We start from the raw sequence: 23359 nt of genomic DNA on the forward strand, positions 1-23359 counted from the left end.
GCCGTCTCGATCTTGTTCAATGCAGCCCGGCCGCGGCGAGCGAGCTTTCGGCCAACTGTGTTTCGCTGACCTCGCCGCGCTCGATCGCATAAGCCTTAGCCGCGAAGTTGCGCAGCAGACTGGGGTTGGATTCGGTGATCAGCAAGGCGATGTCGGGATGACTGTCCCGCAAAGCGCGCAGGGCAGCGGCATAGCGATTGGCCAGCACCGGGGCGAGGCCCTGGAAGGGCTCGTCGAGCAGGATGACGCGGCTGCCGATCATCAGAGCGCGGGCGAGCGCCGCCATCTTGCCTTGTCCGCCGGAGAGCCCCGCCGCCGGGCGCTGGCGCAGCTCGGCGAGCTCGGGCAGCACCGCGTAGATGCGCTCCAGCCGTCTCGCGATCTCGGCCTCGCCGAGCTTCATCACCTCGGCCGGCAGGCGGATGTTCTCCTCGATGGTGAAGGTCGAGAACAGGCGCCGGTCCTCCGGCGCATAGCCGATGCCGAGGCGCGGCCGCTCATGCGCCTTCACCGTATCGAGCGGCTTGCCGTCGAAGCTGATCGCGCCGCCGGTCACCGTCATGAAGCCCATGATGGCGCGCAGCAGGCTGGTCTTGCCGGCGCCATTGCGGCCGATGAGCGCAACGGTCGCGCCCTCCTCCAGCGACAGCGAGGCCCGGCGCAGCACCTGCACGCCTTCGATCTGCGCCGAGAGCTCCCTAATCTCCAGCATCTCAGACCCCCACCCCGATCACGGTCTCGCGCACCTCCGGATGGCTCAATATCTCCTCCGGCGTGCCTTGATGGGCGATGCGCCCGCCGGTCCAGACTGCGACGCGGTTGGCGTAGCGCGCGACCACGTCCATGTCGTGCTCGACGAAGACCGCCGTAGTGGCGCGAGCGTCGAGCACGCGGGTGAGCGTATCCATCACCTGGAACTTCTCGGTCGAGGAAACCCCGCTGGTCGGCTCGTCCATGAAAATCAGCCTGGGTTCGAGCGCGAGCGCGACGGCGATGTCGATCAGCTTGCGCATGCCCTCCGGCAGTTCGCGGACGATGCGGTTGCCGGTCTCCTTCAGCCCGACCAGATCGAGCAGCGCCCACATCTCCTCGGCTTTGGGATGGCGCTGCATGGCGAGGAAAGGCGACCAGGAGCCTTCGCGAGCCGAAAGCGCCAGCAGCAGGTTCTCGATCACGGTGTTGTCGAGGAAGAGCTGCGGGATCTGGAAGGAGCGGCCGATGCCGAGACAGGTGATCGCCTGCGGCGAGAGTCGCGTCACGTCCTGCCCGTTGAAGACGACGCGGCCGGACTGCGGCTTGAGATAGCCGGTGCAGAGGTTGATGAAGGTGGTCTTGCCGGCGCCGTTCGGGCCGATGATGGCGATGCGCTCGTTCGCTGCGACCTTGAGCGAGGCGCCGTTCGCCGCCTGCACGCCGCCGAAGCGCAGATGCAGATCATCCGCCTCGAGGATGACACCGCTCATCGCCCGCCCTCCTCGCGCTGCGGCTTGCCGCCTTTGCCGGCGACGATGCCGTAGAGCCCAGCCGGCGCGAAGAAGATGATGACGAGCAGCATCACGCCAAGCACCGCATGCCAGGTCTCGGGCGCATAGACCGCCGCGTAGCCGCGGATGATCTGGAACATCAGCGCGCCGAGGAACGGCCCGGCGACGCCGCCGATGCCGCCGAGGATCGCGATGAAGACGAACTCGCCGGAACGCACCCAATAGGCCAGCTCCGGCGTGACGTGGCCGGAGACCAGCGCGATGATCGCGCCGCCCAAGCCGGCGAGCAGGCCGGAGAGCAGATAGGCGCCGTAGAGCACTTTTCGCGGGGAGACGCCGAGATATTCGAGCCGGGTCTCGTTCGACTTGATCGCCTCCAGCGCCTTGCCGCCGGGCGAGAGCAGATAGCGCGCGACGAAGAGCGCGGCGAGGATGCAGAGCACCAGCGTGACATAGAAGGTCGCGAGCTCGAACTGCTCGCGGCCGAACTCGATGCCGGCGAAGGTCGGGCGCGGCACGCGCTTGCCGTCGGCGCCGCCGGTGATCGGGAAGAGCTTCTCCAAGAGCGAAAAGAACACCATGGAGATGGCGAGGTTGAGCATGCCGAAGAAGATCGCCCGATAACGCACGACGAAGAGCCCGACGATCGCCGCGAGCAGGCCCGAGGCTGCCATGCCGACCGGGATCAGGATCAGAGCCTCGTGGCCGACCTTGGCCGCGGCCAGGAAAGCGACCGCATAGGCGCTGAACGAGAAGAACAGGCCATGGCCGAAGGAGACCTGGCCGGCGCGGAGCAGCACCATGATGCCGAGCGCCGCGAGGCCCTCGCACAGGGCCACGGTCAGGATCACCGTCGACCAGGGCGAGAACAGCGGGAAGACCGCGAGCGCCGCGATCAGCGCGAGGCCGAAGACGAGCTGGCGCGCCATCACACCTTCCTCGTCTGCACGGTCGAGAACAGGCCCTGCGGACGGACCAGCAGCACGAGCATCATGATGAGATAGGGGATCAGCACGTCGAATTCCGGAGCGAAATAGACCGCGGCCGAGCGCCCGAGCCCGATCAGCAGCGCCGCCACCGCCGCGCCCTCGATCCGGCCGAGCCCGGCGGTCGCGGCGACCGCGAAGGAGAGGACGAGCGTGCCGGCGCCGATGCCGGGGGTGAGCGATGTCGTGGCCGAGGCGAGCGCGCCGCCGAGCGCCGCCAGGAAGGCGCCGATGATGAAGGTGATCAGGTAGACCCGCGCTGCATCGATGCCCATCGCGGTCGCGGCTTCGCGGTCCTGCGTCACCGCGACGATGGCGCGGCCGAAGCTGGTGCGGCGCAGGAAGAAGCGCAGGCCGAGCAGCACCGCAGCTGCGACCAGCGGCATCAGGATCAGCTGGTAGGTGGTGTAGAAGATGCCGAAGACCTCGACCGTCCCGAGCCAGTTCATCGGCGCATTGGCGAAATAGGGCTGCACGCCGAAGACGACCTTCTGCGCATCCTCCAGGATCATGAAGACGGCGAAGGTGACGATCAGCTGCAGCACCTCCTCCTTGCCGTAGACGCGGCGCAGAAGCGCGATCTCGACGAGACCGCCGACGAGGATGCCGACCAACGCGGCCGCGATCAGCAGCATCGGGAAGGCGAGCCAGGTCGGCAGGCCTGCGGCGCCGATGGCGAGCACGCCGGCTGCCGCGACATAGGCGCCGATCGCATAGAACGAGCCATGGGCGACATTGACGATGCCGAGCACGCCAAAGATCAGCGACAGCCCGACCGCGACCAGGAAGATCAGCGAGCCATAGGCGAGGCCGTCGAGCGCGGCGAGGAGGAGCATTTCAGGGGGCATAAGGATCGTTCTTCAGGTGTTGACCAAGGCCCCTCGCCGTCATTGCGAGGAGGCGAAGCCGACGAAGCAATCCAGGCAGCAGAGCGCGTTGCTGGATTGCTTCGCTACGCTCGCAATGACGAGGAGCTCGGGCTGATCGCTCACTTCGCGTAGTCGAAGGTCTCGATCGACTTGTCGGTAACGAGGTCCGGCTTCACCTTGGCGAACCAGTCGAGCGACTTCTCGCCGAGCGGCGTGGTCACCAGCTTGCCGGGATAAAGCGCCATCTTGTCATAGACCGCGAAGGGATACTCCGGCACGCGCTTGGTCGTGCCGAGCAGCTGGTCCTCAAGCCCTTGATGGTCCTGGCGGATGGTGATCGTGCCGGTCAGCGACTTGAACTCGAGCCCCTCGAAGGCGGCGATGACCTCTTCCTTGCTCGGCCATTTGCCGCCGGCGCCGGCCTTCTCATAGGCCTTCACAAGGCCGGTCAGGGCCTGCTGCATATGGAAGGTCGGATAGATCGGATAGACGCCGGTCTTGTCCTTGTACGCCTTGACGAAGGACTGCATCTCCGGCGTGTCCTTGTGCTTGGGATGCCGCCAGTAATGGTCGCCGCGCGAGCCGACGATCACGCCTTCCGGCAGGACATGGCCGAGCCGCTCCAGCGAGCTTTCGGCCAGCGGCAGCACGAAGGTCGACTGCTTCAGGAGGCCGCGCGCCGCCGCCTGCTGGACGAAGGTGTCGAGATCGCCGCCCCAGGAGGTCGAGATCACGACATCGGGCCTGAGCGCCGAGAGCCGCGTGATCTCAGTCGAGAAATCGGGGGCACCGAATTTTGGGAAGAGCTCGGCGACGACCTTCACATCGGGCTTCAGCGCCTTGAGGCCGGCCTGCAGCAGCGCCCAGGATTCACGGCCCCAGGCATAGTCCTGGTTGACCACGGCGACCGATTTGAAGTCGGGCTTCACCTTCATCAGGTAAAGCAAGGTCGCCATCATCTCGGCGCCGGCATGGGCCTGCGTCCGGACCGAATACTTCCACTTGCCGTCCTCGAAGATGGTCTGCGTGCCGCAATCCCACATCACGTTGACGACCTTGAGGTCTTCCGCCACCGGCGCCAGCGCATTGCAGGAGCCGGACGAGATCGCGCCCAGCATCACCTGCGCGCCCTGCTCCTGCACGACGCGGCGATATTCGGAGAGGAGCTGGTTGGTGCCGGCGCCCTCGTCGACATAGACCGGCTTCAGCGGCACGCCGAGCACGCCGCCCTTGGCGTTGATCTCCGCGATCAGGAGGTCGGCGGCGTTGCGGCCGGGCACGCCGAACACGGAAGCGGGGCCCGACAGGAAGGTCGCGATGCCGACAACCAATTCCTTGGGCTTGTCCTGCGCCAGCACTGAGCCTGCGAGCAGCGTCCCGGCCAGCGCGGCCAGCGCCAGTTTCATCGTCTTCATTCGCGTCCTCCCTGAACAGCTGGGCGCTCTTGAGCGGCGCCTCGTCCTGCAAAAAGGGGCGCATAGAGCCAGCAGTCGGACAAGAAGGATAAAGCGATGAAGGCCATAGGGTTTTTCTATGGAGCCGGACGCTATGGCCGCCATCGCGAAACGCTATTTGACTTCACCGGGGCGACGACGATCTCTCGCGCGGAACGGAAGGCGCATGACTGACTGATGACCAATGCTCTCGATGGAACCCTGGTGGTGGCGCTGGAGCAGGCGGTGGCCGCTCCCATGGCGAGTTGCCGGCTCGCCGATGCCGGCGCCCGCGTCATCAAGCTGGAGCGCGAGGAAGGCGATTTCTCGCGCGGCTATGACGACTATGCCGGAGGGCTTTCCTCTTATTTCGTCTGGATCAACCGCGGCAAGGAATCCTGCCGGGTCGACCTCAAGGACAAGACGGACCTCGCTCTGGTCGAGGCGATGCTGGCTGAGGCCGACGTCTTCATCCAGAACTTTGCCCCCGGCGCGACCGACCGGCTCGGCATCGGCAGCGAGGCGCTGCGCCAGCGCCATCGCAAGCTGATCACCTGCGACATCTCCGGCTATGCGCCGGGCACGCCGCACTACACCAAGAAGGCCTATGACCTCCTGATCCAGGCGGAAGCCGGCCTTGCCGCCGTCACTGGCAGCCCTGACTCCGGCCCGACGCGGATCGGCATCTCGATCGCCGACATCGCCACCGGCAACGCGGCCTATGCCGCGATCCTGGAGGCCTTGATCCGGCGCGGTCGTACCGGCGAAGGCTCGCGCATCCAGCTCTCGCTGTTCGACACCATCGCCGACCTGATGAACGTGCCCTATCTGACGCGGCGCTATGGCGGGATCGAGCCGCCGCGGCTCGGCCTCGCGCACCCCTCGATCGCGCCCTATGGTGTCTTCCGGCTCGCCGATGCCGAGGTGCTGATCTCGATCCAGAGCGAGCGCGAATGGCAGATCCTGGCCCGCGACGTGCTCGGCGATGCCGGCCTGCTCGAAGACCCACGCTTCGCCAGTAATGTGCTGCGCGTGCGCAACCGCCCTGCCCTCGACGCTGCGATCCAGGCGATCCTGATCGCTCGTACCTACGCCGAGACGGCGGCCGGGCTCGATGCCGCCCGCATCGCCTATGGCACGGTCTCGACCATGGCCGACCTGATCGACCACCCGGCGGCGACCGCCCTGCCCGTCCCGACCCCGAACGGCCCCATCGAGGTACTGGCGCCGCCGGTGCTGGTCGACGGCAAGCGCGTGCCGATGAGGACGCCACCTGGCCTCGGTGAACATGATGAAGCGTTGCGCCGCGAATTTGCGGCGAAGGCGACGCGATCAGCCTGAGATGAGCATGACGACAGCCAACGATCACACCGACATCCGCGAGGCGGTCGCGAGGCTCTGCGCCGACTTCCCCGGCGAGTACTGGCGCAAGCTCGACCGCGAGATGGCCTATCCGGCCGAGTTCGTCACGGCGCTCACCGAAAGCGGCTTCCTCTCCGCGCTGATCCCCGAGGAATATGGCGGAGCGGGCCTTACCCTCTCGGCCGCGGCGGTGATCATGGAGGAGATCCAGCGCCAGGGCTGCAATGGCGGCGCCTGCCATGCCCAGATGTATGTGATGGGCACGGTGCTGCGCCATGGCAGCGCCGAGCAGAAGCAGCGCTATCTGCCCGGGATCGCCTCAGGCGAGCTCAGGTTGCAGGCCTTCGGCGTCACCGAGCCGACCAGCGGCACCGACACCACGGCGCTGCGCACCACAGCCCGGCGCGAGGGCGATCATTACATCACCAACGGCCAGAAGATCTGGACCAGCCGGGCGGCGCAATCGGACCTGATGCTACTGCTCGCCCGCACGACCCCGCGCGACCAGGTGCAAAAGCGCACCGACGGGCTCTCAGTCTTCATCCTCGACATGCGCGAGGCCTTGAAGGATGGCCTCACCATCCGGCCGATCCGGACGATGATGAACCACGCTACCACCGAGGTCTTCTTCGACAATGTGAAGGTCCCGGCCGCAAACCTCGTCGGCGAAGAGGGCAAGGGCTTCCGCTACATCCTCTCTGGCATGAACGCCGAGCGCATCCTGATCGCGGCCGAATGCGTCGGCGACGCCAAATGGTTCATCGACAAGGCCTCGAACTACGCGAAAGAGCGCCAAGTCTTCGGCCGCCCGATCGGCCAGAACCAGGGCATCCAGTTCCCGATCGCGAGGGCCTACGCCAATATGCGCGCCGCCGAATTGATGGTGCGCGAGGCGATCCGTCTTTACGAGGCCGGGGAGAATCCAGGCGCGGAAGCCAACATGGCCAAGATGCTGGCGGCGGACGCCTCCTTCGAAGCGGCCAATGCCTGCATCCAGACCCATGGCGGCTTCGGCTTCGCCGAGGAGTACGACATCGAGCGCAAGTTCAGGGAGACGCGGCTCTACCAGGTCGCGCCGATCTCGACCAACCTGATCCTCTCCTATCTCGCCGAGCACGTCCTCGGCATGCCGAGAAGCTATTGAGCCCGATGGATATCGACCATCTGAAATCTTGGATCGGCAAGACCGAACAGGCCTCCGACCTGATCACGCCGCGGCTAGTCGCCAGCTATGAGGCGACCTTCGCGCCGCATCTGGCGCCCTATGCCCAAGGCGAAGCGCCGCTCGCCTTGCACTGGTGCCTCGCCCCGCCGATCTCGCCGATGGCCGCGCTCGGCGCGGACGGACATGCCGCCAAGGGCGAGTTCCTGCCGCCGGTCGCGCTGCCGCGGCGGATGTGGGCCGGCGGGCGGATCGAGACGATCGCGCCTTTGCGAACAGGCGACGAGGTCACCCGCCGCTCGACCATCGGCGATGTCAGTTACAAGGACGGCCGTACCGGCCCGCTCTGCTTCGTCGCGGTCGACCATGAGCTGGCCACGGCCCGCGGCGTCGCGCTGCGCGAACGCCACAACATCGTCTATCGCGAAGCGGCCAAGCCTGGAGCGGAAACATCGGCTGCTCCAGCCCCAGAAGAGCCGCGCCCGGCCGACCTGACCTGGACGGTCGAGGCCGATCCGGTGCTGCTGTTCCGCTATTCTGCGATCACCTTCAACAGTCACCGCATCCACTACGATCAGCCTTATGTCACCGGCGTCGAAGGCTATGCCGGGCTGGTCGTGCACGGGCCGATCCAGGCGACGCTGATCATGAACATCACCGCCACCCTCTCCGGTGGCGAACCGATCCGGCTCGACTATCGCGGGCTCGCGCCATTGATCGCGGGCGAGGCCTTCCAGGTGAAGGCGAAGCGCCTCCCGGATGGCGCCATCGCCGCCTGGACCGAAGGCGCCGACGGGCGGGTGCGGATGGAGGGCGTGAGCCGCTAGTACCATCTTCCCGCGTGTCACGGTCCTGCCATGGTGCTAGCGTCTGTCGCTGCACCTCGCTTCAGGAGCCGACGATGGACCGCGCCCCCCGTTTCAGCCGCCGCGACACGCTCAAGGCCGGGGCCACCATCGCAGCGGCGGGAGCGCTCGCCACGCCGCTCGCGGCACAAGCGCCGGCCAAGCTCAAGCTGCGGCTGCTGGAGACCAGCGACCTCCATGTCAACGTCGTGCCTTACGACTATTTCCGCGACGCGCCCGACGACACGGTCGGCCTTGCCAAGACGGCGAACCTGATCAAGGCCGCCCAGGCCGAGACGAAGAACAGCCTGCTCTTCGATAATGGCGACTTCCTGCAGGGTTCCTCGCTCGGCGATTTCGTCGCCTACAAGAAGGGTCTGAAGGCCGGCGAGACCCATCCGATGATCGCCGCGATGAACGCCCTGCCCTATCAGTGCGGCACGCTCGGCAACCACGAGTTCAATTACGGGCTCGACTTCCTCGAGCACGGCCTCGCCCGTGCCGAGTTCCCGATCATCTGCGCCAATGTCGATAAGGTCGGCGGCGGCACGCTGATCGAGCCCTGGCGCATCTTCGAGCAGAGCTTCGAGGACGAGGCCGGGACCAAGCATGTCCTCAACATCGCGGTGATCGGCTTCGTGCCGCCGCAGATCATGCAGTGGGACAAGGGCAATCTCGACCGCAAGGTGACCGCGACAGATATCGTCGACGCTGCGCAGAAATACCTGCCGGAGATCGCGCTCGCCCATCCGGACCTCACCATCGCGCTCTGCCATTCCGGCATCGCCGGCGGCGAGCGCAAGGGCGGCGAGGAGAACGCGGCGCTGCACCTCGCCAAGCTCGACGGCATCGACGTCGTCCTGACCGGCCACCAGCACCTCGTCTTCCCCGGCGGCAAGGCCTTCGACGGCATTCCCGGCGTCGACAACAAGAAGGGCTCGCTGCATGGCAAGCCCGCCTGCCAGCCCGGTTTCTGGGGCTCGCATGTCGGCATCGTCGACCTCGAGCTGGATAAGCGCGACGGGCGCTGGCGCATCGCCGATTTCAAGGTCGATCCCAAGCCGATCTATGAGCGCACGCCCGACCGCAAGATCGTGCCGAAGGCGGAGGTCGAGGCGGCCGTACTGGCGACAGTGAAGGCCGACCATGAGGCGACGCTGACCTATATGCGCGAGCCGGTCGGCACCACGAGCGCTCCGATCAACAGCTATTTCGCCCTCGTCGCCGACGATCCTTCAGTGCAGATCGTGGCGGAAGCGCAGATCGCCTACGCCAAGCCCCTGATGGCGCAGACGCCGCACAAGGACCTGCCCGTACTCTCGGCCGCCGCCCCGTTCAAGTCGGGCGGGCGTGCAGGCCCTGCCTTCTTCACTGATATCCCGGCCGGGCCGATCGCGATCAAGAACGTCGCCGACATCTATCTCTACCCGAACACCGTGCAGATCGTGAAAGTCACCGGCGCGCAATTGCGCGAATGGCTGGAGCGTTCGGCCGGCATCTTCAACAAGGTCGACGTCGCCAAGACCGAGGAGCAGCCGCTGATCAATCCGGGCTTTCCGGCCTTCAACTTCGACGTGATCGACGGCGTCACCTACCAGATCGATGTGACGCAAGCCTCGCGCTATGACGGCGACGGCAAGCTGGTCGCCCCCGATGCGCACCGCATCGTCGACCTCGCCTATCAGGGCAAGCCGATTGACGAGAAGGCGGAGTTCATCGTCGTCACCAATAATTACCGCGCCTCCGGCGGCGGCAATTTCCCGGGCACCAAGACGACGGTGGTGCTGGAGGCGCCCGACCTCAACCGCGACGTGATCGTACGCTTCATCATCGAGAAGAAGACGATCAACCCGGCCGCCGACGGCAACTGGTCGCTGAAGCCGCTGCCGGCCAACGTCAACGTCACCTTCCCGACCGCGCCAGCTGCGGTGAGCAAGAAGCCGGAGACGCTGAAGGCGCAGCCGATTGGCGATGCGGGCGAAGGCTTCGTGAAGTACCGGCTGGGCGGCTAGCCGCTCAGGATCTGTTCTTCGTCGCCCAGCAGGCCGAGCCGCTCTGGACGCTGCGCCAGACGCCGTTCGCCCTGCAGCCTTCAAGCGGCTGGCTGCAGAGGCGGGCGACGCAGGCCGACGGGTTGTTGCCGACCTTGTTGCAGTTCTGCTCGCAGTTCTTGAAAAGTGCCGAGCAGGAGCTGGCTGTCTGCCTGCAGCCCTCCTGCGCAGATGCCGAACCGCTGAAAGACACAGCGAACGAGGCCGCCACGCCTGCGATGAGCGCCAATCTGATCATGCCCGCCCCCTTCTGCGATAAAGCAGCGATCGTGGCGACCATCACGAAGGCGTCAACGAGGTAAGATCGGTACCTCCGCTGTGCCGCTCGGACCATGTCTCCGGCGCGCCCGACGAGGCGATGGCGGTGACATGGGGCCTGCCTTGATCAGCGGTGACTGCTCCTCCTCGCCGACGATCACTCCTGTTCGGCCGGCACAGGAGCGCAAATCGCGGGCGGCGGACACCTAAGACGAACGTCGTAATACCATGCCATCAGCGCTTGTTTGGTCTTATTCTAAAGAATGATGACTGTCGTTGACAGCATCATTTCACGGCGCCTAAGCATTCGGCCGACGAAAACTGTTTTCGCCGCAGAATTCGAGGCTCCCCATGACGTTTTCTCTCAAGGCTCTCGCCGGCGCGCTCGCGCTCGGCGTCTTCACTGCTGGCGTGGCTCACGCCCAGGCCCCGAGCCCCGAAGGGATCGTCGTCTACAATGCCCAGCATGAGAGCCTGACCAAGGCCTGGTCGGAGGCCTTCACCAAGGAGACCGGCATCAAGGTGACGCTGCGCAAGGGCGGCGACACCGAGCTCGGCAATCAGATCGTCCAGGAGGGCGCGGCCTCTCCGGCCGATGTCTTCATCACCGAGAACTCGCCGGCGATGGTGCTGGTCGACAATGCCGGCCTGTTCGCGCCGCTCTCCAAGGCGACGCTCGATCTCGTGCCGGAAGGCTATCGTCCGGCGAACGGTCGTTGGCTCGGCGTCGCAGCACGCTCGACAGTGTTCGCTTACGACAAGACCAAACTCAGCGCCGACAAGCTGCCGAAGTCGATCATGGATCTCGCCAGGCCCGAGTGGAAGGGCCGCTGGGCGGCCTCGCCGAGCGGGGCCGACTTCCAGGCGATCGTCGGCGCCATGCTGGCGCTGAAGGGCGAGGCGGCGACCTCCGACTGGCTCACCGCGATGAAGACGAACTTCAAGGCCTATCGCGGCAACAGCGTCGCGATGAAGGCGGTCAACACCGGCGAGGTCGAAGGCGCGGTGATCTACCACTATTACTATTTCGGCGATCAGGCGAAGACGGCTGAAAACAGCGGCAATGTCCTGCTGCACTACTTCAAGAACCAGGATCCGGGCGCTTTCGTCAGCGTCTCCGGCGCCGGCGTGCTCGCCTCCAGCAAGCACAAGGCCGAGGCCGAGGCCTTCGTCAAATGGGTCGCGGGCAAGGGCGGCCAGGACATCCTGAAGACCGGCGATTCCTTCGAATATGCCGTGGCCAAGGGTGCTGCCTCGAACCCCAAGCTGGTGCCGATCCCGGATCTGCAAGGCCCGGTGCTCGATCCGTCCAAGCTCGACAGCAAGGCCGTGACCGGGCTGATGACCAAGGCCGGCCTGCTCTGACGAGACCGGCCGCGTTCTCAAGATGAGCATCGCCTCATCGGCAGCAACACATGAGACGGCGCGGCGGCAGCTGCCGCTGCGCCGCCTGTCGCCGCGCGCGCCTGCGATCATGACCGGCCTTGCGGGGCTGATCGCGCTCGCCTGTCTGATCCCGCTCGGTTTCCTGGTCGCAATCACGGTCCAGACCGGCGCGGAGACCGTGGCGCAGCTGGTCTTCCGGGCCCGTGTCGCCGAGCTGCTGCTGAACACCGCGCTCCTCGAACTCTGCACCGTACCCCTGGCGATCGGGCTCGGCCTGGCGCTCGCCTGGCTGACCGAGCGGACCAACCTGCCCGGCCGGCGGCTCTGGTCCTGGCTCGCGGTCGCGCCGCTCGCCTTGCCTGCCTTCGTGCAAGGTTACGCTTGGGCGAGCTTCGCGCCGCATCTGCAGGGCCTGCCCGGCGCGACGCTGATCTCGGTCCTGGCCTATTCGCCCTTCATCTATCTGCCGGTCCTGGCGCAGCTGCGCCGGCTCGACCCGGCGCTGGAGGATGTCGCGACCGCGCTCGGACGCAGCCCCGCCCGGGTTTTCATGGAGGTCGTGCTGCCACAGCTTCGGCTGCCGCTCTGCGGCGGCGCCCTGCTCATCGGCCTGCATCTGCTCGCCGAATACGGGCTCTTCGCGATGATCCGCTTCGACACCTTCGCGACGGCGATCATCGACCAGTTCCAGTCCTCCTATAACGGCCCAGCTGCGAACATGCTGGCAGGCGTGCTCGTGCTCTGCTGCCTCGGCCTGCTGCTGCTCGACGGCTCCCTGCGCGGGCGCGAACGCTATGCCCGCGTCGGCTCCGGCGCGCCGCGCGCAATGCCGCTGCGCGAGCTCGCCAGCTGGACGCTGCCGGCTCTGTGCCTGCCGCTCGCCTATGCCGCGCTCGCGCTCGGTGTGCCTGCCTATACCCTGGGGCGCTGGCTCATCCTCGGCGGCGCCCAGGCCTGGCGCGTGCCGGAGCTGCTGGCCGCGCTGGGCACGACGATCGCCTATGCCGCCGCCGGCGCGCTGGCCACCACCATCATCGCCGTGCCCATCGCCTGGCTCTGCGTGCGCAATCCCGGGCCGTGGCAGCGCCGGCTCGAAAGCTGCCATGTCTATGTCGGCTCGCTGCCCGGCATCGTCATCGCGCTGGCGCTGGTGACGATCACGGTCAGGGTGGCGCTGCCGCTCTACCAGACTAGCGCGATGCTGGTGCTCGCCTATGCGTTGATTTTCCTGCCACGCGCGCTGATCGGCCTGCGCGGCAGCCTGGCGCAGGCGCCGGTCGAGCTCGAATGGGCTGCCGCGGCGCTCGGGCGCACGCCGCTACAGGCTGTGGCCCAGGTGACCTTACGCATTGCCGCTCCGGGCGTCGCCGCCGCGATGGCGCTGGTCGGGCTCGGCATCACCACCGAACTGACCGCGACGCTGCTGCTCGCGCCAAACGGCACGCGCACGCTCGCGACCGAGTTCTGGTCGCTCACCGCCGAGATCGACTATGTCGCCGCGACGCCTTACGCGCTGCTGATGATCCTGCTTTCGCTACCCATGACCATCCTGCTCCACCGGCAAGCGCGGAGCGCGCAAGCGCAATGACCGCGGTCACCATCGAAAGCCTGTCGAAGGGCTATGGCCCGGTCCAGGCGCTGAAGGATGTCAGCTTCGCCGTGCCGGCCGGCGCCCGCAGCGCCATCGTCGGCGCCTCCGGCTCGGGCAAGACGACGCTGCTGCGGATCATCGCCGGCTTCGAGCAGGCCGATGCCGGCCGCGTCAGGCTGGATGGCGACCTGCTGGTCGACGGCACGGCCGGCGTCCCGGCCCATAAGCGCGAGATCGGTGTAGTCACGCAGGACGGCTCGCTCTTCCCGCATCTCAGCATCGCCGAGAATATCGGCTTCGGCCTGCCGCGCGGACTCGCAGGTCGCGACGCCGAGATCGCACGGCTGCTCGATCTCGTCGAACTGCCCGCGGCGATGGCGGAACGCCGGCCGCACCAGCTCTCGGGCGGCCAGCAGCAGCGCGTCGCCCTCGCCCGGGCGCTGGCGCGCAAGCCTCGGCTGATGCTGCTCGACGAGCCGTTCTCGGCGCTCGACACGGGCCTGCGCGAGGCGATGCGGCGCTCGGTCGTCGCCGTGCTGCGCGACCAGGGCATCGGCGCGCTCCTGGTCACGCACGACCAGGCCGAGGCGCTCTCCTTCGCCGACCATCTCGTTGTCCTGCGCGAAGGGCGGCTCGTCCAGGCGGGCGCCCCGCGCGACCTCTATGCGGCCCCAGTCGACGCCGACATCGCCCGCTTCCTTGGCGAGGCGATCATCCTCGACGCCGAGATCACGGCCGGGCGCGCGCGCTGCCTGCTCGGCGAGATCGCGGTGCCGGCTGGTGCGCGACAAGGCCAGGCACAGATCATGCTGCGCCCGGAGCAGATTCGCCTGGCGGCGGCAGGCGCCACCGGCACGGTCGGCGACGTCGAATTCGGCGGCGGAAGCGCGGTCGTGACGATCGCGCTCGACGCTGCCACCGAGGCACCGCTACGCCTGCGCATCTCCGGCATCGATATCCCCTCGCCTGGCGAGACAGTCGCGCTCGAGGTCGTCGGCTCCGCTTACGTGTTCGACCGGCAAGCCCTTCCGACGCGCGACTAGACGCCCCAGGCTGGCGGATCGGTGCGGCGCAAGCAACGCCGCCTCGCCGCCGAGCCACGTGGCCCGCGCTCGTATCGCGTGCTAAAGCCCCGCCCGCCATGCTGCGTCGCTTCTTCGCCTATTACCGGCCCCATCGTGGGCTGTTCCTGCTCGATTTCGGCTGCGCCGTGATTTCCGGCCTGCTCGAGCTCGGCTTCCCGATCGCGGTGAAGCTGTTCGTTGACCAGCTCCTGCCGAGCGCGAACTGGAGCCTGATCCTTTTGGCCTCGTTCGGTCTGCTGGCGATCTATCTGATCAATGCCGGGCTGATGGTGGTGGTGACCTATTGGGGTCACATGCTCGGCATCAACATCGAGACCGAGATGCGCCGCAAGGCGTTCGACCATCTGCAGAAGCTTTCCTTCGGCTGGTTCGACAATCAGAAGACCGGCCATCTCGTCGGGCGCCTGACCAAGGACCTGGAGGAGATCGGCGAGGTCGCCCATCACGGGCCGGAGGACCTGTTCATCGCGGTGATGACCTTCATCGGCGCCTTCGCGCTGATGCTGAGCGTGCATCCGCAGCTGGCGCTGATCACCGCGACGATCGTGCCGCTGATCGCCTGGCTGACCGCCCGCTATGGTCGGCGGATGACGGCGAACTGGCAGAGGCTGTTCGGCAGCGTCGGCTCGTTCAACGCCCGCATCGAGGAGAATGTCGGCGGCATCCGCGTCGTCCAGGCCTTCGCCAACGAGGAGCACGAGCGTAGCCTGTTCGCGGTCGACAACCAGCGCTATCGCCGCACCAAGCTCGACGCCTACCGGCTGATGGCGGCCTCGACCTCGCTCTCCTATTTCGGCATGCGCCTGACCCAGATGGCGGTGATGATCGCCGGCGCCTATTACGTGCTGATCGGCGACCTCAGCGCCGGCGGCTTCGTCGGCTTCCTGCTGCTCGTCACGGTGTTCTTCCGGCCGATCGAGAAGATCAATTCGGTGATCGAGACCTATCCGAAGGGGATCGCGGGCTTCCGGCGCTACACCGAATTCCTTGATACGCGGCCGGACATCGCCGACCTGCCCGGCGCCATCGCCGTCTCCGGCCTCAAGGGCGACATCGCCTATGAGAATGTCAGCTTCGGCTACACGCCGGACCGCCAGATCCTGAAGGGCATCAACCTCACGATCCGCGCCGGCGAGACCATCGCTTTCGTTGGCCCGTCAGGCGCCGGCAAGACGACGATCTGCTCGCTGCTGCCGCGCTTCTACGATGTCGAGACTGGGCAGATCGCCATCGACGGCATCGATATCCGCCAGATGACGCTGGCCTCGCTGCGCGGCCAGATCGGCATCGTCCAGCAGGACGTCTTCCTCTTCGCCGGCACGCTGCGCGAGAACATCGCTTATGGCAAGCTGACCGCGAGCGAGGACGAGATCACCGAAGCCGCCCGGCGCGCCAGGCTCGACGAGATGATCGCGCGGCTGCCCGACGGGCTCGATACTGTGATCGGCGAGCGCGGCGTCAAGCTCTCGGGTGGGCAGAAGCAGCGCCTCGCCATCGCCCGCATGTTCCTGAAGAACCCGCCGATCCTGATCCTGGACGAGGCGACCTCGGCGCTCGACACCGAGACCGAGCGCGCCATCCAGGCCTCGCTCGCCGAACTGTCGAAGGGCCGGACCACGCTGGTGATCGCGCATCGCCTCGCGACGATCCAGGACGCCGACCGCATCATCGTCATCGACGAGACCGGCGTCGCCGAGCAGGGCCGGCATCAGGAGCTGGTGCAGCGGCCGGGCATCTATCGACGCCTGCACGAAGCGCAATATGGCGGTGGGAGGCGATAGCGCCTCTCAATCCGCCGTGTGCTTGCGGGCCTCGGACAAGAGGCCTTCCACGGCCTGCAAGGCCTGCTCGAGCGACAGCTGCTCATCCCCCTGCGGATCGAAGCAGATGCCCCCACAAGCCGTGATGAGTGCGGCGGCAACGGCATAGGCGAAAGCGCCCTCGACGAAACTCGCGCCCCAATAGAAGGCGGCGACGCGCACGATCCCGTCCGCTTGTGGGCCGAAGAGCTCGACCAGATCTTCAACCTCAGCCCGATCGTAGACACTGATTTCGATGCCGGCCTGTATCTGCGCCAGCCTGCCCGGCTGAAATCCGCCGACCTCATCGAGCGAAAAATCCTCGTCGAACGAGAGCTCGAGGCCAAGACGCGTGGCTTCGGTCGCGATCGCCTCGCCGGTGGTCGTCGTTCCAGCCGGCAAGCCGACAAGCAACTCCATTGACATCGCACCCCTCCCCGTTTGGTTGGCCTTCAAGCTGTTTGTTCACTATTTGTTCTTACCCGTTGCTGTCAAGCGGTACCGATACGTTCTGGTTGCGAATTCAGGAGAGCGCAGCCTTGATCGCCGCCGTATCAAAGTAGAACGGTGTGCCCTCGATCAGGCGCCCGCCCTCGAAGCGCAGCACCTCCGCGAAAGGCTGTAAGAGTGTCTTGCCGCTGCTGCGCGCCGTGAGCCGCAGGGTGCAGCTCATAAAGACCGTGTCGCCTGTCTTCGCCACCTGCAGACCCTCGACCGTAAGATCGCTCCAGGTCGCGCGCATCGTCCTGAACAGGCGCCCGATCCCGTCGAGCCCGCGCCAGTCGCCGGCATAGGGCAGCGATGCCGGCTCATGCACGACGACATCAGGATGGAAGGCGGTCGCGAGCAGGTCGAGATCGGCCTCGTCCTGTTGCAGGAAGCGCAGCTCGACCGCGAACATGCGTTCGAGCAGCTCCATGGCGGACAGGCCGCTGGTGTCGGCATTCATAGGAACCTCGAAGTCAGCGCGGCCGAAGCGACCGCTATGGCTCCGAGGAAGCCCTTATCACCCGTCAGCCGCCACCCGCTTCCTGTGCCGGTGGCAATCGAGCTCAGCCGCGCGCTTCGAGCGCCTTGACGATGGCGTCGCCCATCTCGGTGGTCGAGACGGCGTTGGCGCCGGGCGCGGCGATGTCCTTGGTGCGGGTGCCGGCGCCGAGCACGTCGGCGATGGCGCCTTCGAGCCGGTCGGCAGCCTCGCCGGCGCCAAACGAATAGCGCAGCGCCATGGCGAAGGAGCCGATCATCGCGATCGGATTGGCGAGGCCCTTGCCGGCGATATCGGGCGCCGAGCCGTGCACGGGCTCATAAAGCGCCTTGCGCTTGCCGGTCTCCGGATCCTCGGCACCGAGCGAGGCGGAGGGCAGCATACCGAGCGAGCCGGTCAGCATCGCCGCAACGTCGGAGAGGATGTCGCCGAACAGGTTGTCGCAGACGATGACGTCGTACTGCTTGGGCCAGCGCACCAGCTGCATGGCGCAGTTGTCGGCCAGCACATGCTCGAGCTCGACGTCCTTGTAGCTCTTGGCGTGCAGGGCGGTGACCGTCTGCTTCCAGAGCACGCCGGTCTTCATGACATTGTGCTTCTCGGCCGAGGAGACCTTGTTGCGACGGGTGCGCGCCAGCTCGAAGGCGACGGCGCAGATGCGCTCGATCTCGCCGGTGGTATAGAGCTGGGTGTCGACGCCGCGCTTGGAGCCGTCCTCCAGGGTGACGATCTCCTTCGGCTCGCCGAAATAGACGCCGCCGGTGAGCTCGCGCACGATCAGGATGTCGAGGCCCTCGACCACCTCCGGCTTCAGCGACGAGGCCGAGGCCAGTGCCGGATAGCAGATCGCCGGGCGGAGATTGGCGAACAGGCCGAGATCCTTGCGCAGGCGCAGCAGGCCGGCCTCGGGACGGTGCTGATAGGGCACGTCGGCCCATTTCGGGCCGCCGACCGCGCCGAAGAGCACAGCGTCGGCGTCTTGGGCGAGTTTCATGTCGCCTTCCGAGATCGCCTGCTTGTGGGCGTCATAGGCGGCGCCGCCGACGAGGCCGCGCTCGAGCGAGAACGAGCCGAGGCCCTGCTTCTCGAACCAGGAGACGATCTTCTCGACCTGCCCCATCACCTCGGGGCCGATGCCGTCGCCGGGGAGCAGCAGGAGCTTGTGGTTCGCCATCGATTGAGCCTCGCGCAACAGAAATGCGCTGGCTGCTTAGGGGCGCGCCGCGATGGGCGCAAGGCCGGGCGTGCAGCCCTGCCCCGCTGCAACGGGCGTTCAGGCCGATGCGAGCCGTGCCGTGACCTCGATCTCGACCTTCATCTCGGGCTTTAGCAGGCCGGCGACGATGTACATGCCTCCTGCTGGCCGGATCTCGCGGAAGACCTCGCCGCAGACGGCGAGCACCGGCTCGCAATAGCTCCGGTCGGTGACGAAATACTGGGCCCGCACCACCTGCGCGAGCGAGGAGCCGGCCTCGGTCAGCACTGCCTCCAGCGTGCGGAAGATGTTGCGCGCCTGCTCGGCGGCGTCTTCCGGCAACGTCATGGTGGCGTAGTCGTAGCCGGTCGTGCCGGAGACGAAGACCAGATCGCCGTCGACGACGGCGCGCGAATAGCCGAAGGAGCGCTCAAAGGGCGAGCCGGTGGAGATGAGACGGCGGGTCATGGCGGGACTCCGAAGGTGAGCCCTGTCCTCTGCCGGGCGGCTGGATCGCAGCCCACCCGTTTCCTGCGTCAGACGCGCCCGCCCTTCAGCGCGCGCAGGACCTTCTCGCCCGGGCGGCCGGTCTGCGGCATGCCGACCTTGCCCTCGATCTCCTTGATCGCGGCGCGCGTCAGCGCGCCGACGGCACCGTCGGGCTCACCGACATTGTAGCCGCGCTGGATCAAGAGGCGCTGCAGTTCGCGGCGCTGCTCGCGCGAGAGCGGCAGATCGTCGGTCGGCCATTCGCCCTGCACGCCCGGCCGGCCGCGCAGACGGTCGGAGAGCAACGAAATCGCAAGGGCATAGGAATCGGCGCCATTATAGCTGTAGGCGGCGTCGTAGTTCTTGAAGACGAGGAAGGCCGGGCCGTTGCGGCCAGCCGGCATCAGGAGGCCGGCATTGCCGGAGCCGGAGAGCGCCGAGCCGTCGAACTTGACGATGCCCTGGCTCGCCCAATGCGACACCGGTCGCTTCGGATTGCGCCCGGCTCCGCCGGAATAGCCGCCGGGGACGCGGACCTCATAGCCCCAGGTCGCACCGGTGACCCAGCCGGCCTTGGCCATAAAGTTGGCGGTCGAATGCAGCGCATCAGGGATGGAATCGACGAGGTCGCGCCGGCCGTCGCCATCGCCGTCGACGGCGAGCCGCAGATAGGTCGAGGGGATGAACTGGGTGTGGCCGAAGGCGCCGGCCCAGGAGCCGAACAGCCGCTCGGGACGAAGGTCGCCGCGCTCGATGATCTGCAAGGTGGCGATCAGTTCGCCCTTGAAGAAGGCGTTGCGGCGCGGCGCCAGGCAGGCGCCGGTCGAGAGCGCCTGGACCAGCGGCATCTTGCCCCGCGCCTTGCCGAAATCGCTTTCCACGCCCCAGACCGCCGCGATGGTATGGCGGTCGACGCCGAAGCGCTGCTCGGCGGCGGCGAGCGTCGAAGCGTGCTGGCGCATCATCGAGCGCCCCTCCGCAACCTTCTCGTCGTCGACCAGCGTGCCGAGATAGTCCCAGATCGGCGTCTTGAACTCCGGCTGGTTGTTCATCGCCTCGATCACCTTCATGTCGGGCGTAACGCCCGCCATGGCGCGGTCGAAGGTGGCGCCGGAGACGCCCTTGGCCGCAGCCGCCGAGCGCAGGCCGGCGACGCAGGAGTCGAAATCAGCACGCGCACCGGTCGCGGCGAGGAGCAGGAAAGGCAGGGCCAGGATCGAAGCGCGCATGGGTCCACCGAATCGCAGGATTGGCGCGAATCTAGGGCGCTGCGGTTAACGGAGGTTAACCATGCGCGTCCGGGGAGCGCGCGGCGCACCGAAACCGGCTATGTCTTCTCGACCTCTCCTGCCCGCGCGAATCGCTTCAGGTCCGCATGTCCACCGCCGCCATCGAAGCGCTCGGCTTCTGCGCCGCCTTGCTCACCACCTTCTGCTGGCTGCCGCAGGCCTGGCAGACGATCAAGACGCGCGATACCAGCGGCATCTCGCTGTGGACGCAGGCACTGTTCGCCACCGGCATCGTGCTCTGGCTGATCTATGGCGTGCTGATCGCCTCGTGGCCGCTGATCGGCGCCAATACGGTCACGCTCGCGCTGGTGCTCGTCATCCTGACGATGAAATTGCGCTACGGCTGAGCCGTTTCTCCACCCGATTTCCCAATTCCGGAACCTGCCATGCCAGCTCTCAGCACTGCCCATCTCTTGCCGATCGGCATGCTGATCGCCTCGAACGTGTTCATGACCTTCGCCTGGTACGGCCACCTCTCCTACAAGAGCACGGCGATCTGGCTGGCGATCCTGGCGAGCTGGATGATCGCGCTGCCGGAATACATGCTCGCCGTGCCGGCCAACCGGATCGGCCACGGCGTCTACTCGGCGGCCGAGCTGAAGACGATCCAGGAGGTGGTGACGCTCTGCGTCTTCGCATTGTTCTCGGTGTTCTGGCTGAAGGAGCAGCTGACCTGGAACCATGCCATCGGCTTCGCCCTGATCGCAGCCGGCGCCTTCTTCATCTTCCACGCCAAGGCTTGAGCGATGGCGCCGATCCCGCACTCCGGTCATTCTGCCGTCGAGGCCTATCTCGCCGAGGGCTATGAAAGCGTCGTCGGCATGTCCTCACGCTTTGCGGCTGCGGTCTGCGCACGGCTGCTGCGGCTGCAGACGGAGGAAGGCGTCAAAGGGCCGATCGCCGAGATCGGCGCCTTCGAAGGCCGTTTCTTCATCGCGCTGGCCCATGCGCTCGAGCCCGGCGAGATCGCGCTGGGCATCGACATCTTCGAATGGCCCAACCCCGAGGTGAAGGACCGGTTCGAGGCGAACTGCCTGAAGCATGGCATCGCGCCCGAGCGCCGCGTCACCATCAAAGGCGATGCCGGCGCGATGTCCCCGGCCGAGCTGATCGGCCATGCCCGCGGCGAGAAACTGCGCTTCATCCATATCGACGGCGAACACTCGCGCGCCGCCCTGAGCAAAGATCTGGCGCTCGCCACCGCCTGCCTTTCCGAGGGCGGGCTGATCGTGCTCGACGACATGCTGCACCCCGGCTACCCGACGCTGATGGTCGCGGTGCAGGAGTATCTCGCCGCCAATCCCGGTATCGTTCCGCTGTGCATCATCGACCGGGAGACCATTGTCGGCGCGACCAAGTTCGTGCTTTGCCAGCGCCACTGGTTCGAGCGTTATCAGGCGGTCATGCTGACGATCTTCAAGGAGCAGATCTGGCCGCTGGGAGCCGACTTCGAGCCACATTGGTGCCTCGTTCTGTCGCTCGATACGCGGCTCGCCGAGATCACCTGATTCTCCCCGGACTGCCCGAAGGATGCCTGCCTTGCTCAAGCCGATGACGCTCGCCCTGTGCCTTGCCGCCCTGTCCAGCGCTGCCCTTGCCGGACCGACCTGCTCGCCGAGCGACGAGCGCGCCCGCATCCTCGCCTCGGCCTCGCCCGGTAACCTCCATCGCGACTGGAAGGGCGGAAACCGGGTCGGCTATGGCTGGTCGCTGCAGGTCGACCGCAGCGTGCGCGACGCGGCCGGCACCGAATACTATCTCGGCGACCTCTACGACACGCGCGGGCAGCTCGCGACCCGCAAGGTCTTCGTCGTTGAGCGTGAATGGGATTGCGGGCCGTGACGAGCCCTCTCCGTCATTGCGAGGAGCGATAGCGACGAAGCAATCCAGGGGCGGCAGAGCTCTACGCCTCCCTGGATTGCTTCGCTGCGCTCGCAATGACGAGCTGGCTCAGCGCGCCGGTTTTACCCGCAGCACCTTCCCGTTTGAATCGTCGCTGAGCAGATAGAGGAAGCCGTCCGGCCCCTGCCGGACGTCGCGGATGCGCTCACCGAGAGTGGTCAGCAGACGCTCCTCGCCAGTGACCTTCTCGCCATCGGTCGAGAGCCGCGACAGCAATTGTCCGGCGAGCGCGCCGACGAAGAGCGAATTCTTCCAGGCAGGCCACTTATCGCCGGTGTAGAAGGCGGCGCCGGACGGCGCGATCGACGGATCCCAGTAGAACAGCGGCTGCTCCATGCCGGGCTTCGAGGTGCCCTCGCCGATCTTCACGCCGGAATAGTCGATGCCGTAGGTGATGACCGGCCAGCCATAGTTGAGGCCGGCCTTCGGCGTATTGATCTCGTCACCGCCGCGAGCGCCGTGCTCGGCCGTCCAGAGCTGGCCGGTCTGCGGATGCAGCGCGGCGCCTTGCACGTTCCTGTGGCCGATCGACCAGATCTCCGGCGCCCAGCCCGGCTTCTTCGGATTGCCCTCCGCCGCTCCGCCCTCGGGGCGAATGCGCAGCACCTTGCCGAGATGGTTCTCCGGGTTCTGCGCCTGGTCGCGCTGGCTGTAGCGGTCGCCGACCGTGACGAAGAGCGCACCGGTCCGGTCGAAGACCAGCCGCGAGCCGAAATGCATGTTGCTGGCGATCGTCGGCATCTGCCGGAAGATCACGCTGAGGCCCTCCAGCGTGGTGCCGTTGGCGCTGAGGCGGGCGCGGGCGACGCTGGTGCCGTTGCCGTTAGCGCGCGGCTCGGCGAAGGAGAGGTAGAGATAGCGGTTCTGGGCGAAGTTCGGATCGAGCACGACGTCGAGCAGGCCGCCCTGCCCGCGCGCCACGACATTGGGCACGCCCGAGATCGGCGGCGAAAGCTTGCCGTCGCTGCCGACCAGCCTCAAGCGCCCCGGCCGCTCGGTCACCAGCATGCGCCCGTCAGGCAGGAAGGCGAGGCCCCAGGGATTCTCCAGCCCGCTCGCTACCGTCTCCACGACGAGTTCGCCGGCGCTCGACGGATAGCGCTGCTGGGCCGCGGCGGGCGTTGCTCCGAGAGCCAAAGCGAGGGCGATGAAGGCGAGCCGCATGCAGAAACTCCCGAAGTCGAT

At 66.8% G+C, this 23359-nt stretch carries 24 protein-coding genes; 12 read left to right on the plus strand and 12 right to left on the minus strand.

The genetic code is table 11. The annotated features are described in order from the left end of the window. Positions 1–16: 16 nt before the first annotated feature. From ACWIGM_RS12025 to ACWIGM_RS12045, 5 genes are all read right to left on the minus strand, one after another. The gene (locus ACWIGM_RS12025; protein ID WP_454026165.1) at positions 17–712 is read right to left on the minus strand and encodes an ABC transporter ATP-binding protein; all 696 of its coding nucleotides are present in this window, start codon (positions 710–712) and stop codon (positions 17–19) included. A gap of 1 nt (position 713) precedes the next feature. Continuing rightward, on the minus strand, positions 714–1463 hold the full coding sequence (locus tag ACWIGM_RS12030) for an ABC transporter ATP-binding protein (protein WP_454026166.1): 750 nt from the start codon (positions 1461–1463) through the stop codon (positions 714–716). Next, complete coding sequence (locus ACWIGM_RS12035) at positions 1460–2413, minus strand: branched-chain amino acid ABC transporter permease (protein WP_454026167.1); 954 nt, start codon at positions 2411–2413, stop codon at positions 1460–1462. The genes ACWIGM_RS12030 and ACWIGM_RS12035 overlap by 4 nt, the downstream gene beginning before the upstream one ends. Beyond that, positions 2413–3306: a branched-chain amino acid ABC transporter permease gene (locus tag ACWIGM_RS12040; protein WP_454026168.1), complete on the minus strand. Its 894-nt coding sequence runs from the start codon at positions 3304–3306 to the stop codon at positions 2413–2415. The genes ACWIGM_RS12035 and ACWIGM_RS12040 overlap by 1 nt, the downstream gene beginning before the upstream one ends. A 152-nt stretch (positions 3307–3458) precedes the next feature. Further along, positions 3459–4754 carry an ABC transporter substrate-binding protein gene (locus ACWIGM_RS12045; protein WP_454026169.1) on the minus strand — a complete coding sequence of 432 codons (1296 nt, stop codon included), beginning with the start codon at positions 4752–4754 and terminating at the stop codon, positions 3459–3461. A gap of 216 nt (positions 4755–4970) precedes the next feature. Between ACWIGM_RS12045 and ACWIGM_RS12050 the strand changes: the two genes are divergently transcribed. The 4 genes from ACWIGM_RS12050 (at position 4971) to ACWIGM_RS12065 (ending at position 10153) form a co-directional block, all read left to right on the plus strand. Next, the gene (locus tag ACWIGM_RS12050) at positions 4971–6113 is read left to right on the plus strand and encodes a CaiB/BaiF CoA transferase family protein (protein ID WP_454026170.1); all 1143 of its coding nucleotides are present in this window, start codon (positions 4971–4973) and stop codon (positions 6111–6113) included. A gap of 7 nt (positions 6114–6120) precedes the next feature. Then, positions 6121–7278 carry an acyl-CoA dehydrogenase family protein gene (locus tag ACWIGM_RS12055; RefSeq protein ID WP_454026171.1) on the plus strand — a complete coding sequence of 386 codons (1158 nt, stop codon included), beginning with the start codon at positions 6121–6123 and terminating at the stop codon, positions 7276–7278. A 5-nt stretch (positions 7279–7283) separates the two neighbouring features. Beyond that, positions 7284–8123 (plus strand): HTD2 family dehydratase, encoded by an 840-nt coding sequence (locus ACWIGM_RS12060; protein ID WP_454026984.1) that lies wholly within the window; start codon positions 7284–7286, stop codon positions 8121–8123. A gap of 74 nt (positions 8124–8197) precedes the next feature. Next, positions 8198–10153, plus strand: coding sequence for a bifunctional 2',3'-cyclic-nucleotide 2'-phosphodiesterase/3'-nucleotidase (locus tag ACWIGM_RS12065; protein ID WP_454026172.1), 1956 nt, complete (start codon positions 8198–8200; stop codon positions 10151–10153). A gap of 4 nt (positions 10154–10157) precedes the next feature. Here ACWIGM_RS12065 and ACWIGM_RS12070 read toward each other — a convergent pair whose 3' ends face one another. Then, a complete protein-coding gene (locus ACWIGM_RS12070) occupies positions 10158–10472 on the minus strand; it encodes a hypothetical protein (RefSeq protein WP_454026173.1) in 315 nt (104 codons plus the stop codon). A gap of 329 nt (positions 10473–10801) precedes the next feature. Here ACWIGM_RS12070 and ACWIGM_RS12075 point away from each other — a divergent pair, with 329 nt between their 5' ends. From ACWIGM_RS12075 to ACWIGM_RS12090, 4 genes are all read left to right on the plus strand, one after another. Further along, entirely contained in the window at positions 10802–11815 is a 1014-nt protein-coding gene (locus tag ACWIGM_RS12075) for an iron ABC transporter substrate-binding protein (RefSeq protein ID WP_454026174.1), read from the plus strand. 22 nt (positions 11816–11837) lie between these two features. Further along, positions 11838–13424 carry an ABC transporter permease gene (locus ACWIGM_RS12080; protein WP_454026175.1) on the plus strand — a complete coding sequence of 529 codons (1587 nt, stop codon included), beginning with the start codon at positions 11838–11840 and terminating at the stop codon, positions 13422–13424. After that, positions 13421–14470, plus strand: a complete 1050-nt coding sequence (locus tag ACWIGM_RS12085) for an ABC transporter ATP-binding protein (RefSeq protein WP_454026176.1) — start codon at positions 13421–13423, stop codon at positions 14468–14470. Before ACWIGM_RS12080 ends, ACWIGM_RS12085 begins: the two co-directional genes overlap by 4 nt. Positions 14471–14568: 98 nt before the next feature. Next, on the plus strand, positions 14569–16293 hold the full coding sequence (locus tag ACWIGM_RS12090) for an ABC transporter ATP-binding protein (RefSeq protein WP_454026177.1): 1725 nt from the start codon (positions 14569–14571) through the stop codon (positions 16291–16293). Between the two features lie 6 nt (positions 16294–16299). On the opposite strand, the gene ACWIGM_RS12095 is transcribed toward ACWIGM_RS12090, so the two are convergent. The 5 genes from ACWIGM_RS12095 to ACWIGM_RS12115 form a co-directional block, all read right to left on the minus strand. Beyond that, a complete protein-coding gene (locus ACWIGM_RS12095) occupies positions 16300–16731 on the minus strand; it encodes a hypothetical protein (protein ID WP_454026178.1) in 432 nt (143 codons plus the stop codon). Between the two features lie 103 nt (positions 16732–16834). After that, positions 16835–17260, minus strand: a complete 426-nt coding sequence (locus ACWIGM_RS12100) for a nuclear transport factor 2 family protein (RefSeq protein WP_454026179.1) — start codon at positions 17258–17260, stop codon at positions 16835–16837. Positions 17261–17363: 103 nt separating this feature from the next. Continuing rightward, positions 17364–18473: a 3-isopropylmalate dehydrogenase gene (leuB, locus tag ACWIGM_RS12105; RefSeq protein ID WP_454026180.1), complete on the minus strand. Its 1110-nt coding sequence runs from the start codon at positions 18471–18473 to the stop codon at positions 17364–17366. A gap of 99 nt (positions 18474–18572) precedes the next feature. Further along, positions 18573–18962 carry a RidA family protein gene (locus ACWIGM_RS12110; RefSeq protein WP_454026181.1) on the minus strand — a complete coding sequence of 130 codons (390 nt, stop codon included), beginning with the start codon at positions 18960–18962 and terminating at the stop codon, positions 18573–18575. A 68-nt stretch (positions 18963–19030) separates the two neighbouring features. Beyond that, positions 19031–20212 carry a lytic murein transglycosylase gene (locus tag ACWIGM_RS12115; protein ID WP_454026182.1) on the minus strand — a complete coding sequence of 394 codons (1182 nt, stop codon included), beginning with the start codon at positions 20210–20212 and terminating at the stop codon, positions 19031–19033. 146 nt (positions 20213–20358) lie between these two features. On the opposite strand from ACWIGM_RS12115, the gene ACWIGM_RS12120 reads away from it, so the two are divergent. The 4 genes from ACWIGM_RS12120 to ACWIGM_RS12135 are packed head-to-tail and all read left to right on the plus strand — an operon-like array spanning position 20359 to position 22114. After that, the gene (locus ACWIGM_RS12120; RefSeq protein ID WP_436096137.1) at positions 20359–20619 is read left to right on the plus strand and encodes a SemiSWEET family sugar transporter; all 261 of its coding nucleotides are present in this window, start codon (positions 20359–20361) and stop codon (positions 20617–20619) included. Between the two features lie 39 nt (positions 20620–20658). Continuing rightward, positions 20659–21015 carry a DMT family protein gene (locus ACWIGM_RS12125; RefSeq protein WP_454026183.1) on the plus strand — a complete coding sequence of 119 codons (357 nt, stop codon included), beginning with the start codon at positions 20659–20661 and terminating at the stop codon, positions 21013–21015. Positions 21016–21018: 3 nt separating this feature from the next. After that, on the plus strand, positions 21019–21780 hold the full coding sequence (locus ACWIGM_RS12130; protein ID WP_454026184.1) for a class I SAM-dependent methyltransferase: 762 nt from the start codon (positions 21019–21021) through the stop codon (positions 21778–21780). 31 nt (positions 21781–21811) lie between these two features. Continuing rightward, positions 21812–22114 (plus strand): hypothetical protein, encoded by a 303-nt coding sequence (locus ACWIGM_RS12135; protein ID WP_454026185.1) that lies wholly within the window; start codon positions 21812–21814, stop codon positions 22112–22114. A gap of 108 nt (positions 22115–22222) precedes the next feature. Here the strand turns inward: ACWIGM_RS12135 and ACWIGM_RS12140 are convergent, their stop codons facing one another. After that, positions 22223–23338 (minus strand): PQQ-dependent sugar dehydrogenase, encoded by a 1116-nt coding sequence (locus ACWIGM_RS12140; protein WP_454026186.1) that lies wholly within the window; start codon positions 23336–23338, stop codon positions 22223–22225. Between the last annotated feature and the right edge of the window lie 21 nt (positions 23339–23359).

It is taken from the genome of Allobosea sp. NPDC055332 (assembly GCF_053645455.1).

What these genes read in the sequence shown, in the direction of transcription:
- ACWIGM_RS12025 (WP_454026165.1), bottom strand. Translation starts at nt 712, where the DNA reads ATGCTGGAGATTAGGGAGCTCTCGGCGCAGATCGAAGGCGTGCAGGTG.
- ACWIGM_RS12030 (WP_454026166.1), bottom strand. Translation starts at nt 1,463, where the DNA reads ATGAGCGGTGTCATCCTCGAGGCGGATGATCTGCATCTGCGCTTCGGC.
- ACWIGM_RS12035 (WP_454026167.1), bottom strand. Translation starts at nt 2,413, where the DNA reads ATGGCGCGCCAGCTCGTCTTCGGCCTCGCGCTGATCGCGGCGCTCGCG.
- ACWIGM_RS12040 (WP_454026168.1), bottom strand. Translation starts at nt 3,306, where the DNA reads ATGCTCCTCCTCGCCGCGCTCGACGGCCTCGCCTATGGCTCGCTGATC.
- ACWIGM_RS12045 (WP_454026169.1), bottom strand. Translation starts at nt 4,754, where the DNA reads ATGAAGACGATGAAACTGGCGCTGGCCGCGCTGGCCGGGACGCTGCTC.
- ACWIGM_RS12050 (WP_454026170.1), top strand. Translation starts at nt 4,971, where the DNA reads ATGACCAATGCTCTCGATGGAACCCTGGTGGTGGCGCTGGAGCAGGCG.
- ACWIGM_RS12055 (WP_454026171.1), top strand. Translation starts at nt 6,121, where the DNA reads ATGACGACAGCCAACGATCACACCGACATCCGCGAGGCGGTCGCGAGG.
- ACWIGM_RS12060 (WP_454026984.1), top strand. Translation starts at nt 7,284, where the DNA reads ATGGATATCGACCATCTGAAATCTTGGATCGGCAAGACCGAACAGGCC.
- ACWIGM_RS12065 (WP_454026172.1), top strand. Translation starts at nt 8,198, where the DNA reads ATGGACCGCGCCCCCCGTTTCAGCCGCCGCGACACGCTCAAGGCCGGG.
- ACWIGM_RS12070 (WP_454026173.1), bottom strand. Translation starts at nt 10,472, where the DNA reads ATGGTCGCCACGATCGCTGCTTTATCGCAGAAGGGGGCGGGCATGATC.
- ACWIGM_RS12075 (WP_454026174.1), top strand. Translation starts at nt 10,802, where the DNA reads ATGACGTTTTCTCTCAAGGCTCTCGCCGGCGCGCTCGCGCTCGGCGTC.
- ACWIGM_RS12080 (WP_454026175.1), top strand. Translation starts at nt 11,838, where the DNA reads ATGAGCATCGCCTCATCGGCAGCAACACATGAGACGGCGCGGCGGCAG.
- ACWIGM_RS12085 (WP_454026176.1), top strand. Translation starts at nt 13,421, where the DNA reads ATGACCGCGGTCACCATCGAAAGCCTGTCGAAGGGCTATGGCCCGGTC.
- ACWIGM_RS12090 (WP_454026177.1), top strand. Translation starts at nt 14,569, where the DNA reads ATGCTGCGTCGCTTCTTCGCCTATTACCGGCCCCATCGTGGGCTGTTC.
- ACWIGM_RS12095 (WP_454026178.1), bottom strand. Translation starts at nt 16,731, where the DNA reads ATGGAGTTGCTTGTCGGCTTGCCGGCTGGAACGACGACCACCGGCGAG.
- ACWIGM_RS12100 (WP_454026179.1), bottom strand. Translation starts at nt 17,260, where the DNA reads ATGAATGCCGACACCAGCGGCCTGTCCGCCATGGAGCTGCTCGAACGC.
- leuB (WP_454026180.1), bottom strand. Translation starts at nt 18,473, where the DNA reads ATGGCGAACCACAAGCTCCTGCTGCTCCCCGGCGACGGCATCGGCCCC.
- ACWIGM_RS12110 (WP_454026181.1), bottom strand. Translation starts at nt 18,962, where the DNA reads ATGACCCGCCGTCTCATCTCCACCGGCTCGCCCTTTGAGCGCTCCTTC.
- ACWIGM_RS12115 (WP_454026182.1), bottom strand. Translation starts at nt 20,212, where the DNA reads ATGCGCGCTTCGATCCTGGCCCTGCCTTTCCTGCTCCTCGCCGCGACC.
- ACWIGM_RS12120 (WP_436096137.1), top strand. Translation starts at nt 20,359, where the DNA reads ATGTCCACCGCCGCCATCGAAGCGCTCGGCTTCTGCGCCGCCTTGCTC.
- ACWIGM_RS12125 (WP_454026183.1), top strand. Translation starts at nt 20,659, where the DNA reads ATGCCAGCTCTCAGCACTGCCCATCTCTTGCCGATCGGCATGCTGATC.
- ACWIGM_RS12130 (WP_454026184.1), top strand. Translation starts at nt 21,019, where the DNA reads ATGGCGCCGATCCCGCACTCCGGTCATTCTGCCGTCGAGGCCTATCTC.
- ACWIGM_RS12140 (WP_454026186.1), bottom strand. Translation starts at nt 23,338, where the DNA reads ATGCGGCTCGCCTTCATCGCCCTCGCTTTGGCTCTCGGAGCAACGCCC.